Genomic DNA, 14,389 nt, shown 5'->3' on the forward strand with positions numbered 1-14,389 from the left:
ACGGCGGGGGGGACGAAACGGCTGTCAGACGGGGGACGGACGGGCGTCTGACGCCTGCTAGTGACGATTCGAACATCGATCGGAGGGCCGGGTTCAGAATCGAAACGTCACAGGACTGCCGGGTGAAAATCTCCGCGTGCGGACCGTCGTGAGCGCATCCCGTGGGCGACCCTCGAACGCTACCCCCCGCTCGCGACGAGGTCGCCGCCGATCTCGCGCCACTCCGTGAGGCTCCCCTCGTAGATACCGACGTCCTCGAAGCCAAGCCACCGGAGGACGACGTACGTGTGGCTGAGGCGGCGCGCAGTGTTGCAGTAGAGGATCACGCGCTTGTCCGGCGTCACGCCTCGGTCGGCAAAGAGTTCGAGGAGTTCCTCGCGGGGTTTGACGCCGCGGGTTTCGGGATCGACGGCTTCCTGCCAGTCGAACCGGACGGCGCCGGGAAGGTGGCCGTCGTCGTACTCCTGCTGGTCGCGTGTGTCGAGCAACACCGCGTCGCTGCCCTCGGCGATTGCGGTCTGGACCTCGTCGGCGTCGACGAGCGGCGATGCATCGCCCTCGACCCGCACCGGCTCGACGTCGGTCGGCGGCAGTTCCACGGCTTCGTTGCTGACGGGCTGGGACTGGCGCCACGCGCTCAGGTCGCCGTCCAGCAGGTGGACGTCCTCGAACCCGTAGACGAGCGCGGTGACGAGGAATCGCGCGGCGAAGACGCCGTTCGTGTCGTCGTAGGCGACGATGGTGTCCTCGCGAGAGAGGCCGGCATCGCCCATGCGCTGGGCGAACGCCGCCGCGCCCGGCAGATGGCCGACGTCGCCGCCCTCCTCGGGCCCCGCCTCGCTCCGGAACTCGTCGAAAGGGACGTTGATCGCGCCCGGGAGATGTCCGAGTCCGTCGTACTCCCACGCGTCGCGAACGTCGACGACGCGGACGGTGCGATCACCGTCCTCGGTCCCCTCATCACCTTCCCCGATCCGCTCGGCCAGCCAGTCGATCGAGACGAGCAACTCGGTCATGGTCGCGCAATCGGGGGCCGCTGGAATGAGTCTCCCGAAACCGCAGCGGTCTGCGCCGCCGGATAATATTGCCGGCAACGATTCTGGTCGGTTCGCGTGGCAGCGTCCATCCCCAGCCTGCGTCGGCTGCAATCGAGGCGTCTCGGTGGCTGTCGACAGGATGCCGGATAGTTGCGGCAACATCCTCCGGTGAAACCGACGAGTGGCGGATCTCTCCGAGTGACGTGCCTTGTTAAGGAAGGGAGACGTACGGGTCTGTGTATGGTAGACGACACCTACGCCAACGACGTGCTCGTATCGCCCGAGTGGGCGGAGGAGCGACTCGACGAGTTCCAGAGCGACGATCCCGGCCTCCGTCTGGTCGAGGTCGACGTGGACACCGAGGCCTACGACGAGGCTCACGCGCCCGGCGCCATCGGGTTCAACTGGGAGACGCAGCTCCAGGACCAGACCCAGCGAGACATCCTCGAGAAGGACGACTTCGAGGACCTTCTCGGCAGCCACGGCATCTCGAACGAGTCCACCGTGGTCCTCTACGGCGACAACAACAACTGGTTCGCCGCCTACGCCTACTGGCAGTTCAAGTACTACGGCCACGAGGACGTCAAGATCCTCGACGGCGGCCGCGAGTACTGGCTGGAGAACGACTTCACGACGACGGACGAGGTCCCCTCCTTCAGCGAGGTCGAGTACACCGCACGCGGTCCCTTCGAGGGCATCCGCGCCTACCGCGACGACGTCGAGAAGGCCGTCGAGCGAAACATTCCGCTGGTCGACGTTCGCTCCCCCGAGGAGTTCAGCGGCGAGATCCTCGCGCCCCCGGGCCTGCAGGAGACCGCCCAGCGCGGCGGCCACGTCCCCGGCGCGAAGAACATCTCCTGGGCCGACACGGTCCAGGACGACGGTCGCTTCCTGCCCCACGACGAGCTGCTCGAGCTCTACGAGTCCGAGGGCATCACGGACGACCAGGAGGTCGTCGCCTACTGCCGCATCGGCGAGCGCTCCTCGCTGGCCTGGTTCGCGCTCTCGGAGCTGCTGGGCTACGAGGACGTGACCAACTACGACGGTTCCTGGACGGAGTGGGGCAACCTCGTCGACGCCCCGATCGAGAAGGGCAGTAACTGAACGGAGCGGCGACGCTCGCGACTCCAGACGGCGAGCGTGAGCGTCTTCTATATTGGGCTACCCAGCCCGTTTCGGTCTTTTTCAGGCATTTGCGCGGACAGTCGGTAGCGTCGCGATCGATGGCCGAGGCTCGACGCTGACGGTGCTAACGTGGGGATTACTATACCAGTAGCTGCCGAATCGCTGGTCGGAACACGGTTCCAGGGATCCGTCGTTCGCCACGGCTCGTTCCCAGGAGCACGACTCCAGCCACGGATCGCTTCGAGGACTACACACGTGATATCGACCAGAACGACGGCGAGACTCGTTGGCGTACTGTACATCGTCGGGACCGTCGCGGGAGGGCTCAGTGCCGCCCTGCTGACGCCGATACAGAATTCCCAGAACGAGCTGCTGGAGGTGAGCCAGCAGACCGACCAGGTACTGGCTGCCGCGCTCCTCATCCTGCTCATGGGGTTCGCCCTCGCGGCGATCCCACTCTTGCTGTATCCGATCCTCAAGCGACACAGCGAACCGTTGGCGCTGGGCTACGTCGTCTTCAGGGGCGCCATCGAAACGACGCTCTACCTCGTTTCGTCACTCGTCTGGCTGGTCCTCCTCCACGTCGGCCAAGAGTACGCCGAAGCCGAAGGAGCGGATGCGTCCCACCTGGAAGCCGTTGGCGCGGTCGTCCTCGAGATCAACGACGTCGTCGGACACGTCATCCTGGCACTCGTCTTTCCCGTCGGGGCGTTGCTGTTCTACTACGTCCTGTGGGATTCGCGCCTGGTTCCCCGCTGGCTGTCGGGATGGGGGATCCTCGCCGCATTCCTCTACCTCGCCGCAGCCCTGCTGGTCCTGTTCGAGATCGTGAACCCGCTCTCGACGGTCCAGGTCGCGCTCTCGATCCCGATGGCCATCCAGGAGATCGCCCTGGCGATCTGGCTGCTCGTTCGGGGGTTCGACACCGATCGAATCGCGGCCGGTGGCGCGGGAGCGTAACGGAAGAGAACCCGGAGGAGGCGGCTTGCTGGCCCAGTTCGTGCTCTCGGAACCGGTGGGCTACGAGGACGTGAGCAACTACGACGGCTCCTGGACGGAGTGGGGCAACCTCGTCGACGCCCCAATAGAGAAGGACAGCTAATCGGTCGATCCGACGGAAGCTTCTTCGTTTTTGTCGCAGCGCGTGAGCGTACAGCCGAACAATCGGCTTTCTTGCGACCCTACTTCCGCACCAGAAAGCACATTCCGGGGGCGCCCTCACAGCGTGTAATGTCACGCAGCCGCCGGTCCCTGCTTCAACTGAGCACGCTCCTTCTCGTGACTGGTACGACTGGCTGTTCGGTCCTTACCGGCTCGAAGGAGGGGGTACCCGACGTCATCGTAATGAACGACAGAAATGAGGACGTCGAGTATCACGTCTCCGTCGAGGATACTGGTCGCGGAAACGTGGTGCTTGATGCAACCGATACAGTTGCTGCGGACGAATCGAAGGACTATCAGAATCCTGTAAAGCGAGAAGGCAACTATCGTCTGGAGGCCTCGGTGACTGGCGGTTCGAGCGTGGAGTACGAATGGGAGGTGATCGGCGAATCACAACCGGATTCCGACGGACTCATGGTTAACATCCGACCAAATTCGCTTTCCGTCAACACCTTACAGGCCTGAACACTCACTGAGAGATCAATCGGAGTCCTCACTAGTTCAAACGACCCGAAACGCCCGAATCGTATCCCGCGACGTCGGCTCCCGCAGCAACTGCGCGAACCCTCGCTCGGAGAACACCGCCTTCCAGTCCCGGTGAAAGAGCGGGAACTCGTCGTTCACGATACTCACGTCCGAATCCCCCGTTCCACGATCCGGACTGTTCCCCTCGTTCTCCGCGGTCACGAGCAGGTCCGTGGTGATCCGGGCGAACTCGTCGAACACCCACGCGTCGTCGGGGTGGACGTGCTGGAGCGCCTCGACGGTGTAGACGACGTCGAAGGCGTCGTCCTCGAACTCCGGGAGTAGTTCTTCCATCTCGCCGGTCTGGAACTGTCCGGTCTCGGCAAGCCGGGGATACTGCTCGGCCATCACGTCGAACGACTCGTCGTTGATGTCGATCCCGGTGAGGTTCGCAAAGCCGTGGTTTCGGAGGTGTTCGAGGTGGCGGCCCGAGCCACAGCCGACCTCGAGGATCCGCGCGTCGTCGGTGGCGTAGTGGTTCAGAACGTCCACGAGCGTCTCGCTGACCTCGTTGGGGCCAATCTCGGCGTAGTAGGCGGGCGAGTACTTCCCGGAGCGGTTCGCCCAGCCATCGCGCACGTCCTCCGGGTCCATATGGTTCGATGGGGTGGTACACGTCAAGAAGGTCGCGGAACTGCCACAGGTTTATGAACGATCCCACCATAGTGGGAACCAATGGGAGCGAGCGAACAACGACGCGTCGACGAGAAGGGACGCATCACGATCCCACAGGAGATCAGAGAGTCCCTCCAAATCGATCCGGGCGAAGAGGTCGACGTTGGACTCGAGGACGGCCGCATCGTCATCCAGCCGAGCATCTCCCGTGAGGAGTTCGCGGAGAAGCTTGAGGGGTGCATCAATGAGGAGACGAGAGCGGACGATTCGGAGCCGATGGATCCACTCGCGATGAAAGACGACTGGACGAGCGACCTTCCGAACTAATGGATTGTCTCGACGCAAACATCTGGATATACTATCTCGACGAGGACCTCGCCGAGCACGAGATGGTTGTGGACCGAGTCGGCGACGTCATCAGATCCAATCCACTGTTTCTTACAACGGTCCTTCAGCTCGAGGTACTACATTACATCTCGAATCAACGGGACGATTGCCAGGAAGTCCTCGAGACGTTTCTCACAGGTGAGGACGTCTGGGTTGCAGATCTAACGTCCCGGGAAGTAAAGCGTGCAAGCGAATTACTCGGAGCGCACCGACAGGCTGGCATCGGAGGCCGCGATGCCTCTGTCCTCGCGACGATGGAACGCAACGACGTCAGCCGTCTCTGGACGCACGACACGGCACTCCGGCGAGTGGGCGAACGGCTCGACTGGATCGATGTCGCAGATCCGGTCACGGACTGACAGAGATTCGCTCGGTGCCGAGGACTGATCCAGATCCCGACGATCAGCTGGGGCTCGTAGGGCTTCTCGATGTCCGAGTCCGAAAGGTCGATTTCTAGTGCTTCTACGGCGTCCTCGAGGTGCTCGACGCACGTGGTACCGATGATCGGTGCGTCGACGTGTGCTCGTTACCAGTCCGCGACGCTCCCGTCGGCCGCGCGACGCTTCGGCAGGTGCGAACGCTCGTAGCCGAACGACTCGGCGGCGTCGAGGTCGACGTCGATCCCCAGTCCTGGCTCGTCGGGCACGTCGAGGCCGCCGACCTCGGGGTCGAACGTCGCGCCGCCCTCGAACACCTCGCCGATCGCGTCGCCGTAGCGCTCCTCGTAGTCGGTCAGCTCCTGGATTCCGAAGTTCGGGAGCGCGAGGTCGAGGTGGACGGTCGCGGCCTGGCCGATCGGCGAGAGGTCCGGTGGGCCGTGGAACGCCGTCTCGGTGCCGTGCCCCTCCGCGACGGTGGCGAGCTTCCGCGCGGCGGTGATCCCGCCGACGTGGGAGAGGTCGACCCGGACGAAGTCGAGGAGTCCGCCCTCGATCAGCGGTTGGAGGGTGAAGGGATCGGTCGCGAGTTCGCCATACGCGATCGGCGTTGTGGTCGCGGATCGAAGCGCCTCGTACTCGCTCTCGTGCTCGGGAGCGAGCGGATCTTCGAGGAAGAAGAGATTCGCGGGTTCGAGCCCGCGAGCGATCTGGCGTGCTTCTGCCGGCGATGCCCGGCTGTGCACGTCGACGATGAGTTCCGGACCGGGACCGAGCCGATCGCGGACCTCGAGAACGCCATCCACCACGCCGTCGAGGTCGAGGTAGTCGCCCATCGGATCGCCGACGTTCACCCGGAAGTGGTCGATGCCTCGGTCGAGTGCGGCGGTGGCGTTCTCGACGATCGCGTCGATCGAGTCGTCGCCGCAGTGGTCGTAGACGGTCGCGTACTCGCGAGTTCGCCCGCCGAGAAGGTCGTGGACCGGGAGGCCGGCGGCCTTCCCCTTCAGGTCCCAGAGCGCCATATCCACGCCGGAGAGCGCGGACTGCAGGACCGGCCCGCCGCGCCAGTACGTGCCGCGATAGAGCGACTGCCAGACGTCCTCGATTCGGTGGGCGTCGCGTCCCTCGATCTCCGGGAAGACGTGCTCGGCCAGGGCCGCCTCGACGGCTTTCTCGCGACCGTTGAGCGTGGCGTCGCCCCAGCCGACGAGGCCGTCCGCGGTTTCGAGACGGACGATCACGTAGTTCCGGCCGGGGTTCGTCAGGACGACATCCGCGTTCCGGATCTCCATGTCGGCACCGTTGCCAGCGGGCTGGGAAGAATCCTCGCGCTGGGGCAACCGCGGCGGTGCACAGCGACGGCGCTCGTGGCCGTTCCGTACAGCCCGGATCCCGATGGGTACAAGCGACGCGAGGCCGTGGCTCTCGGCATGGAAGCTACCGACGTTCGCGACGCCGTCCAGGAGCAGAAGGCGACGGAGCTCTCCCGACTGGGCTCCTCGAAGTCGCTCTACGCCGCCACCGGCGGCGAGATGGAATCCGACGCCGTGCTCGCGGCCGCTGCCGACGCCAAGCGGGCCACCGCGGCCGTCTTCGAGAGTTGGGCCGACGACGAGGAGAACGATCAGGCCCGCGACGCCTTCGAGGCGACGGCGACCGAGGCGAGCGACCACGCCGACACCATTGCCGCGGAGCTCGACGACTACCAGGCTGGAGAGACCGAACCGCCGCTGGTCGCACACCTCCGCGAGATCGGCGGAACCGTCCCGCGGGCCGGTGCGTACCTCGGCCACGCGCTCGTCGCCGACGAGCGGGCATCCCAGTACGTCGGCTTCTTCGTCGGCAATGCGGATCCGCAGACTGCGTCGCTGTTCCGCGACGTTCGCGGCGACCTCGAGGAGCAGAATGGTCGCGCGCTGGAGCTGCTCGACGCCGTCTGTGAGAACGAGGACGACTGGGACACTGCCAAGGCTGCCGCGCTCGAGGCCGTCCAGATCGCGTACGAGGGGCACGTCGCCCAGCTCGAAGAGCTCGGCGTCGATCCCAAGCCCGTCTGCTGAGTCGGATCGCTCGCGATCCGACAGGATATCGAGTCCGACGAGGGGGTCGCTGCGACCCAACGCTTCTTGCCGTACGCACCCAACCGTGTGCATGGATCGCACGCGGCTGGAGCCGCTCCACACTGCCTGGGACGCTCTCCAGCCGCCGCCACGGCTCGTCGACTGGACGCTCTTTTCGATCGTCGTCTTCGAGACGATCTCCGGGCTCTACTCGTTCACCGTCGCCGATCCCTCCGGCTGGTGGATCTTCTGGGCGCACCGGATCGCCGGCCTCGCGTTCGTGGTCTTCCTCGCCTTCAAGCTCGCGCGTGTCCGCGGTCGGCTTCTCGACAGGGACCGGTGGCTGCGGTCGATGGCGTTCTCAGTGCTGACTGCGATCGCGGCGATCGGCGCGCTCGCGACCGGAATCGTCTGGGTCGCCGGACTGGACGTTCGGCTCTCCTTCTGGACGCTGCTCTCGATCCACGTCGGGTTCGGCCTCCTGCTCGTTCCGCTCATGATCGCGCACCTCACGACGCGCTTTCGGCTCCCCCGGCGGGCGGATCTGGATCGCCGGCGGACGACGCTGCAGTACTCGGCGATCTTCGTCGGCGGGGCTGTGGCGTACCGCGGCCAGGAGCTCGCGAATCGACTGCTCGGCACCGCCGGCGAGGACCGACGGTTCACGGGATCGCAGGTCCGTAAGGGCGAGGGCAACGACGCGTTCCCGCTGACGTCCTGGGTCGCCGACGATCCCGATCCGATCGACCGAGATTCGTGGACGCTGGACGTTCGCGGGGCAGTGGATTCGGAACTGGCGCTTGAATACGACGACCTGGATTCCGACACAGAACTGGAAGCCCTGCTCGATTGCACCAGCGGCTGGTACACCGTCCAGGACTGGCAGGGGATCCGCGTGGGAGATTTGCTGGAGGAGGTCGACCCGGCGAGCGACGCCGAGTACGTCCGCTTCGTCTCGGTGACGGGCTATCGCTGGTCGCTGCCGATCGAGGAGGCCCAGGACGCACTGCTCGCGACCCACGTCGGCGGCGAGCGGCTGAGTCACGGCCACGGCGCGCCCGTCCGACTGGTGGCTCCGGGTCGGCGGGGCTTCCAGTGGGTGAAGTGGATCGTCCGAGTCGAAGTTCGGAAACGGGGCGATCCCGCGCAGTGGCTGGTCACGCTGATCAGTGGGTTCGATTGAGGAATCTGGGATCGTGAGGGATACAGCAACGCAGCAGCATTTGGAAGCCCCCTCCCGCTCGCGCCCGCTCACTCGCTGCGCGCTTCGCTCGCTTGCGCTCGCTGCAGTGCTTATTCCGAAAGACTTCGCGCCGAGAGACTCGCTTCGCTCGCCTCTCGAGCCCTGCCTCGCTCCGCTCGGCAGGACTTCGCTCGTCTTTCGACGTTCGCCTCGCTTCGCTCGACTCACCTTCGTGAACGAACGCGACCGGTCGGCCCCTTCCAGTCCCACCCCGTGGGATCTGGATCGGCTCTCGCCTCCGGTAGATTGTCATGCCAGCTGTAATCGGCTGTCCGACCACCAGCTCAGCAGGTTGGGTCCCCACCACGTATCGGGCTCGGGAAACCGGCTCCGGGTGGGATTGGAAGGGGCCGACCGCTCCGGGAAGCACGACGAAGCAAGCACCGCAGCGAACGGAGTGAGCGAGGAGCGCAGCGAGTCGCGCGACCGGAGCAGTCGGGGGCTTCCAAGCTGCCTGCTGTCGCGGTAGCCATCGAGCCAGAACCAGTCCTGCCAGATACCCAACAGCGTCGCAAATTCGAACGACATCTTTAGCAGGCCGTGACTCGTCCCGCCTTGCAGTGCACACAGAGCGGATTCACGACGCCTTCCCCGCGCCCTCCTACCGCGGTCACCAGGAAGACGCCCTGGATCGCATCGCAGCGGCGTTCGACGACGGTAACGACGTGGTGCTCGTGCGCGCGCCGACGGGCAGCGGCAAGTCCCTTCTCGCCCGCGCCATCTGCGGCACGGCGAAAACGCACGACGACACCGAGCACGCTGCGGAGGCGGTCGGCTCCTACTACACGACGCCGCAGGTCTCCCAGCTCGACGACGTGAGCGGCGACGATCTGCTGGAGGACTTCGCGATCATCCGCGGGAAGTCCAACTACGACTGCATCCTGCCCGAGGAGCGCAACACGCCGGTCGATCAGGCGCCCTGCGCCCGGAAGGCCGGCTACGACTGCTCGGTGAAGGACCGCTGTCCGTACTTCGCGAACCGAAACCTCGCGGCCAACCGCAACATCGCCGCGATGACGCTCGCGTACTTCATGCAGACCGCGGGCTCGGAGGTGTTCCGCAAGCGCGACGTCTGCGTGATCGACGAGGCCCACGGGCTCGCGGAGTGGGCGGAGATGTACGCGACGATCGAACTGGGGCCCTACTCCGTGCCGGTCTGGGACGAGCTGTCGGTCCCCAAGCTCGCCGACCAGGAGGTCGGCACTGCCGAAGCAGCGTTCAATTTCGCCGAGACCGCGATCAACGCCTGCGAGCACCGCAAGGACGCCCTGCTCGGCCAGGCGGAGCTCTCCGCCAGCGAGGTCGCCGAGCGCGACCGCCTGCAGGAACGCATCGGCGAACTGCAGTGGTTCCGCGAGGATTATCAGGATCCAGACAGCGCCACGGAGTGGCTCGTCGACCAGGCCGAGAACCGCGCGATCACGATCAAACCGCTCGAGCCCGAACGCTACCTCCACCACACCGTCTGGGACCGCGCGAACCGCTTCGCGCTGCTCTCCGCGACGATCCTCGACAAGGACGCCTTCTGCCGACAGGTCGGGCTCGATCCGACGAACGTCGCAATGGTAGATCTGCCCCACACCTTCCCGCTGGAGAACCGCCGGCTCTACGACGTGACCTGCGGCCGGATGACCCAGGATCACCGTGACGCCACGCTCCCCAGGATGGCAGACACGATTGCCCGCCTCATGGACGAACACGACGACGAGAAGGGGCTGATCCACTGCCACTCCTACGCCATCCAGGAGCGCCTCGGGGAGCTACTGAAAGACCGCGGGCACGACGCCCGACTCTGGCAGCACGACAGCCAGGACCGCGACGGCACGCTCGCGGCCTGGAAGCGCTCGGGCGGTGCCGGCGTCCTCCTCTCCGTGAAGATGGAGGAGGCCCTCGACCTGGAGGGCGACCTCGCGCGCTGGCAGGTGCTCTGCAAGGCGCCGTTCCCGAACGCCGGCGACGCCAGGGTCGCCCACCGACTCGAGCAGGACCGCTGGGCGTGGTACTACCGCACGACGCTGCGGACGGTCATCCAGGCCTGTGGCCGAATCGTCCGCGCCCCCGACGACCACGGCGCGACCTACGTCGCCGACGACGCCCTCCTCGACGTCTTCGAGCGCGCCCGGACGGCCATGCCCGCGTGGTTCCGCGAGCAGGTCGACGCGATGAGCGTGCCCGACGTCTCTGGTCTGCCCGTAGAGAGCGCCCCGGCACCGGCAGCCGCTACGGCCGACGGAGCCGCCGAATCGACGGACGCACGAGGGTCCGCGAGCGGGTCTGGGAGCAGCGGCTCCGCCGCGGGATCGAGCGGAACCGGGGATAGCACTGCCGAACAGCGCACCGACGAAGCAGGCGAGGAGGGCAGCGATCAGGAGCGCGAGGAGGAAACGGAGAGCGAGGAGACGGCTATCGACGACACCGGTGGTACCGGACGTGGCGAGCAGAGCGCCAAGGGCTCGCCGCTGGGCGACGTCTGGGGCGACGGGTAGCTGCCGTGATCGGCCCGATCGACCGAAGCCGGTCGCTGGCGACCCCGGCCGGGGCGATCACTGCAGCACCGTCTTGCTCCGCCGTTCCCCCTCACTTACAGCGCCGACGCTCCCGCCGCGATCATCGAGAGCACCATCAGGAGGACGAAGAACAGCGCGATGATCTGCTGTCGGTCCATACGCGTCGGTTGGTGGGCCGCCGGTAAGAAAGACTCGCTCAGGCGCCGGCTCGCGCGACGGTATTGGTGTCGGTCGAGAGCGTCCCTGAGCCGACGGATTCCGCTGACGTCGCGGGGACGACCGAGTACCCGTCCGCCGTCGTCGTCACCGTCGCGTTCGCGAGAAACGCCTCGGACCCGATCTGCACCGCCACGGCGTCGGCGTCCACGCGCTCGATCGCCGCTGAACGGTCTCTCGTGGGGTGATCCCACGTGCCGTTGGTCTGCGACCAGCGGTCGTCGAAGAACGCCGTCATCTCGGACTCGAAGCCGTCCGCGGCGGCCTCGTCGTCCCACTCGGTGACCCACACCCAGCGGTGGTCGACCCCGCCGTCGTCTCCCTTCCTGATCCGCACGGCCGTGTCCCAGCGCCAGTTCGCGGCGATCGAATTCGCACGGTCCGCGTCCGCGGTCGACGCGAGCGCGCTCTCGACGAACGCCGCGCCGACGGTTGACTCCTGCCAGACGCTGTGGTCTTCGAGTTCCACCTCGAGCTGGCGATCTGGCGTCCCCCCGCCATCTTCCTGACCCTTGAGGATCGTGTCCGTCGACTGCGGAGGATCGCCGTAGAGCGACCATAGCTCGCTGGGATCGTCGAGGGTCGCTTCCGCGTACTCCGCGCCGCGGAGGTACGGCCAGAGCATGTAGCGCTCGGCGACGGTGGTCGCTGGATTTCGCCAGCGCTCGCGGAGCGGCTCGATCCGGGAGTTGTCCGCGTAGCGGTCCGCGACGTAGGTCGCGCTGCCCTCGGCGAGCGCGAGCCACGCGAGACGCTCGTCCGTGGGCGTCTCCGCGTCGGGCCGGTTCTGGAGGAACACCTCGGAGTCGTACTGCACCAGATGCGTGAACTCGTGAGCGAGCAGCTGGTTGAACTGCGTCGTCGCCGAGTCGTTCCACTCGCCAGGGACGCTACCGGGATCGATGCGGACGAAGGTAGGGGGACGAGCGACTGCCGGTGGGGAGCCCTCGAGCTCGCTCGCGGAGGCGTTTCCGACGAGGAGCGCTTCGAACCCGCCGAGTCCGGCCGTCGAGGAGACATCGGCGGCCGAGACGTTCCGGATCGAGATGTCGGGCGGTGACGCGACCTGTCGGCCCAGCTCGTTCTGGGTCCACTTCCAGACCGCACTCTCGTTGGACTCGATCTCCCCACCGACGACGGTGATCTCCGGCTCGGGCGGCGGTGGCTCGGTCAGCAGGAGCACCCCGAGGATCCCCAGCACGATGAGCATGGTCAGCAACACGCCGCCGTAGCCCCAGCGGAGGACCCGTCGCATAATTACCACGTCGAATAGACGAATGATATGTCTTGCGTCGACCGGCGCGATACCTCACGGAGGCCTCGAAGTGCAAGATGGCAACGGGAATCGACGAGAGACCCAGCTATGCAGCTATCCGACAACGGCCGTGCCGGGGACGCGGGCAGACGCGCTCGGAGCGCCGACAGTCGCGGCCGTCGCATCGGTCGCCGGTTCGATCGTGTACTCGTCGCCTTCAACTTCGACCGTCGCGCCCGCCAGGAACGACTCGGGCCCGACGAGCAACGCCAGCGACTCGTCGTCGACGCGGACGAGATCGAACGACCGGCCGCCGCTGGCGTCCCAGAACTCGCCATCCTTCGTCCAGCGGCCGTCGAGATACTCGGTCATCGCGGTCTCGAACTCGTCGGCCGCGGACTCGTTTTGCCACTCGGTCACCCAGACGTGCCGGAGCGACCCATCCGACGCGGCGCCCTGATCTGGCTGGATCGACCGGAGCGCGCCCCAGCGCCAGCCGGCGGCGACGTTCCGCGCTCGCTCGGGGTCGATCTCCTTCGTCAGCGCGACCTCGGCGATCGCAGCGCCAGGACGATCCTCGACCTCCGAGTGGTAGTCCGGCAGATCGAGCGAGAGACTCCGGTCCGGCGGGCCATCGCCGGGCGCGTCGCCGCGGAGGATCGTCGCCGTCGTCACCGGGCGGTCCCGGTAGACGCCCCAGAGATTCGCGGGGTCGTCGAGGCGCTCGTCGAGATAGACCAGCCCGCGGTAGTAGGGCCACTGGCCGAGCCGCTCGGCGGCGGTCGTCGACGGAGCGTTCCAAAGGGCCCGGACGCGCTCGATCGCGGACTCGTTCGTGTACGCGTCCGCGACGAACTCCGCACCGCCCTCGACCATCGCCCGGTACGCCCGGGTCTCGTCGGACGGCGACCCGAACCCGAAGTGCTGGTTGTCCCGGAATGCGGGCGTCTGGAACTGCACGACGTGGGCGTACTCGTGGACGAGCAGTCCCTCGACGCTCCGGCCCGCCGACTCGTCCTTCACGGAAGGCAGTAGCGCCTCGTTGACGTTCACGGTCGGCGAGAACGCGGTGACGTACGCGAGGATCTCCCCCGGCGGCGGATCGTCGGGGTCGTCGTAGACGAGCAACCGCCGGAACGCCGTCTCCTCAGAGCCCGCAGTCGAGCCGGTGAGACCGTCCGGGAACTCCCGGATCTCGATCGTCGGCGTGACGTTGACGTTCCGATTCATCGCGTGCTGGGTCCACGCCCAGAGCTCGGTCCGGTCGGCGTCGATCTCGCCGCCGGTCACCCCCACGGTCCCATTGGTGTAGGCCGCCAGTGACTCCTGCGTCGGCGAAGGGCCCTCGGACTGGGGCAGTTCCGTCGGCTGGGTGGCGTCCGGTGACTGCGAGGAAGCGTACTCCTCGGGGACCGTCACCGGAAACGCGACGGCGAGTCCGACCACGAGGCCGGAGAGGACCAGGAGGCCCAGCAACAGCCTGGAGGGCTTCATTGCGTTTCGATTCGGGTGCAGCGCGGAACAAGATTCCGATCGTTTTCGGACTCAGCGATGGCGTCAGGGTCGCCAGCAGTGTCGTATCCAGACCTACCGACAGCACCACTCCCAAAACCGTTTTCTACGATCGCGTTCGATCGGGAATCGACGTTGCACAGCGCCCCTCGGCTGATCCGGTAGGCTTCGCGACGTACTGTCGCGACGCTTCGGGTCGGCTGGCTCGCCGACTGTGGGCGCGTCGTCGCCGCTGCCGGCCCGCGATCGGCAGCGATCCCGGCGGCGCGTCCGCTGAACTCGGCACCCGGTCGCCACGCCCCTCGACGTAGCAGCATCTGCCAACCCACGGCACGCTGCTCATTTTCTGGGCGTGGTTCGCCCCGG

13 protein-coding genes and 2 pseudogenes are annotated in these 14,389 nt (G+C 66.5%); 9 read left to right on the forward strand and 6 right to left on the reverse strand.

Annotation, left to right across the window (positions count from 1 at the left end):
- Positions 1 to 179 precede the first annotated feature (179 nt).
- Positions 180 to 1,016: a sulfurtransferase gene (locus ACZ5KP_RS04015; protein WP_460920137.1), complete on the reverse strand. Its 837-nt coding sequence runs from the start codon at positions 1,014 to 1,016 to the stop codon at positions 180 to 182.
- A 261-nt stretch (positions 1,017 to 1,277) separates the two neighbouring features.
- On the opposite strand from ACZ5KP_RS04015, the gene ACZ5KP_RS04020 reads away from it, so the two are divergent.
- The 4 genes and pseudogenes from ACZ5KP_RS04020 to ACZ5KP_RS04035 all read left to right on the forward strand — a co-directional run bounded on the left by ACZ5KP_RS04020 (position 1,278) and on the right by ACZ5KP_RS04035 (position 3,788).
- Positions 1,278 to 2,141 (forward strand): sulfurtransferase, encoded by an 864-nt coding sequence (locus ACZ5KP_RS04020; protein WP_460920139.1) that lies wholly within the window; start codon positions 1,278 to 1,280, stop codon positions 2,139 to 2,141.
- Between the two features lie 276 nt (positions 2,142 to 2,417).
- Positions 2,418 to 3,122, forward strand: coding sequence for a DUF4386 domain-containing protein (locus ACZ5KP_RS04025; protein WP_460920141.1), 705 nt, complete (start codon positions 2,418 to 2,420; stop codon positions 3,120 to 3,122).
- Positions 3,123 to 3,150: 28 nt separating this feature from the next.
- Positions 3,151 to 3,264 (forward strand): annotated as a pseudogene (locus ACZ5KP_RS04030) (sulfurtransferase); the annotation flags it as partial.
- A gap of 128 nt (positions 3,265 to 3,392) precedes the next feature.
- Positions 3,393 to 3,788, forward strand: coding sequence for a hypothetical protein (locus tag ACZ5KP_RS04035; protein WP_464761883.1), 396 nt, complete (start codon positions 3,393 to 3,395; stop codon positions 3,786 to 3,788).
- 36 nt (positions 3,789 to 3,824) lie between these two features.
- Here ACZ5KP_RS04035 and ACZ5KP_RS04040 read toward each other — a convergent pair whose 3' ends face one another.
- Positions 3,825 to 4,442 carry a class I SAM-dependent methyltransferase gene (locus ACZ5KP_RS04040; protein WP_460920145.1) on the reverse strand — a complete coding sequence of 206 codons (618 nt, stop codon included), beginning with the start codon at positions 4,440 to 4,442 and terminating at the stop codon, positions 3,825 to 3,827.
- Positions 4,443 to 4,523: 81 nt separating this feature from the next.
- Between ACZ5KP_RS04040 and ACZ5KP_RS04045 the strand changes: the two genes are divergently transcribed.
- Entirely contained in the window at positions 4,524 to 4,790 is a 267-nt protein-coding gene (locus ACZ5KP_RS04045; RefSeq protein WP_460920147.1) for an AbrB/MazE/SpoVT family DNA-binding domain-containing protein, read from the forward strand.
- Entirely contained in the window at positions 4,790 to 5,209 is a 420-nt protein-coding gene (locus tag ACZ5KP_RS04050; RefSeq protein WP_460920149.1) for a type II toxin-antitoxin system VapC family toxin, read from the forward strand. The genes ACZ5KP_RS04045 and ACZ5KP_RS04050 overlap by 1 nt, the downstream gene beginning before the upstream one ends.
- Positions 5,210 to 5,244: 35 nt before the next feature.
- On the opposite strand, the pseudogene ACZ5KP_RS04055 reads toward ACZ5KP_RS04050, so the two are convergent.
- Positions 5,245 to 5,367, reverse strand: a pseudogene (locus ACZ5KP_RS04055) (aldo/keto reductase); the annotation flags it as partial.
- A 9-nt stretch (positions 5,368 to 5,376) separates the two neighbouring features.
- Positions 5,377 to 6,522, reverse strand: a complete 1,146-nt coding sequence (locus tag ACZ5KP_RS04060) for an enolase C-terminal domain-like protein (RefSeq protein WP_460920151.1) — start codon at positions 6,520 to 6,522, stop codon at positions 5,377 to 5,379.
- Positions 6,523 to 6,660: 138 nt separating this feature from the next.
- Here ACZ5KP_RS04060 and ACZ5KP_RS04065 point away from each other — a divergent pair, with 138 nt between their 5' ends.
- The 3 genes from ACZ5KP_RS04065 to ACZ5KP_RS04075 all read left to right on the forward strand — a co-directional run bounded on the left by ACZ5KP_RS04065 (position 6,661) and on the right by ACZ5KP_RS04075 (position 11,019).
- The gene (locus ACZ5KP_RS04065; RefSeq protein ID WP_460921118.1) at positions 6,661 to 7,290 is read left to right on the forward strand and encodes a rubrerythrin family protein; all 630 of its coding nucleotides are present in this window, start codon (positions 6,661 to 6,663) and stop codon (positions 7,288 to 7,290) included.
- Positions 7,291 to 7,381: 91 nt separating this feature from the next.
- Entirely contained in the window at positions 7,382 to 8,473 is a 1,092-nt protein-coding gene (locus ACZ5KP_RS04070) for a molybdopterin-dependent oxidoreductase (protein ID WP_460920153.1), read from the forward strand.
- A gap of 620 nt (positions 8,474 to 9,093) precedes the next feature.
- Positions 9,094 to 11,019, forward strand: a complete 1,926-nt coding sequence (locus ACZ5KP_RS04075; protein ID WP_460920155.1) for a helicase C-terminal domain-containing protein — start codon at positions 9,094 to 9,096, stop codon at positions 11,017 to 11,019.
- Positions 11,020 to 11,236: 217 nt separating this feature from the next.
- Here ACZ5KP_RS04075 and ACZ5KP_RS04080 read toward each other — a convergent pair whose 3' ends face one another.
- Together ACZ5KP_RS04080 and ACZ5KP_RS04085 are read right to left on the reverse strand one after the other, a co-directional pair.
- Positions 11,237 to 12,511, reverse strand: coding sequence for a hypothetical protein (locus ACZ5KP_RS04080; RefSeq protein ID WP_460920157.1), 1,275 nt, complete (start codon positions 12,509 to 12,511; stop codon positions 11,237 to 11,239).
- Between the two features lie 114 nt (positions 12,512 to 12,625).
- Positions 12,626 to 14,005 (reverse strand): hypothetical protein, encoded by a 1,380-nt coding sequence (locus ACZ5KP_RS04085; RefSeq protein WP_460920159.1) that lies wholly within the window; start codon positions 14,003 to 14,005, stop codon positions 12,626 to 12,628.
- Positions 14,006 to 14,389: the final 384 nt, after the last annotated feature.

Source organism: Salinarchaeum chitinilyticum (genome assembly GCF_055390775.1).

Coding starts and splice junctions, on each gene's coding strand:
- ACZ5KP_RS04045 (WP_460920147.1), top strand. CDS start 4,524: ATGGGAGCGAGCGAACAACGACGCGTCGACGAGAAGGGACGCATCACG.
- ACZ5KP_RS04085 (WP_460920159.1), bottom strand. CDS start 14,005: ATGAAGCCCTCCAGGCTGTTGCTGGGCCTCCTGGTCCTCTCCGGCCTC.
- ACZ5KP_RS04070 (WP_460920153.1), top strand. CDS start 7,382: ATGGATCGCACGCGGCTGGAGCCGCTCCACACTGCCTGGGACGCTCTC.
- ACZ5KP_RS04020 (WP_460920139.1), top strand. CDS start 1,278: ATGGTAGACGACACCTACGCCAACGACGTGCTCGTATCGCCCGAGTGG.
- ACZ5KP_RS04050 (WP_460920149.1), top strand. CDS start 4,790: ATGGATTGTCTCGACGCAAACATCTGGATATACTATCTCGACGAGGAC.
- ACZ5KP_RS04040 (WP_460920145.1), bottom strand. CDS start 4,442: ATGGACCCGGAGGACGTGCGCGATGGCTGGGCGAACCGCTCCGGGAAG.
- ACZ5KP_RS04065 (WP_460921118.1), top strand. CDS start 6,661: ATGGAAGCTACCGACGTTCGCGACGCCGTCCAGGAGCAGAAGGCGACG.
- ACZ5KP_RS04060 (WP_460920151.1), bottom strand. CDS start 6,522: ATGGAGATCCGGAACGCGGATGTCGTCCTGACGAACCCCGGCCGGAAC.
- ACZ5KP_RS04035 (WP_464761883.1), top strand. CDS start 3,393: ATGTCACGCAGCCGCCGGTCCCTGCTTCAACTGAGCACGCTCCTTCTC.
- ACZ5KP_RS04015 (WP_460920137.1), bottom strand. CDS start 1,016: ATGACCGAGTTGCTCGTCTCGATCGACTGGCTGGCCGAGCGGATCGGG.
- ACZ5KP_RS04080 (WP_460920157.1), bottom strand. CDS start 12,511: ATGCGACGGGTCCTCCGCTGGGGCTACGGCGGCGTGTTGCTGACCATG.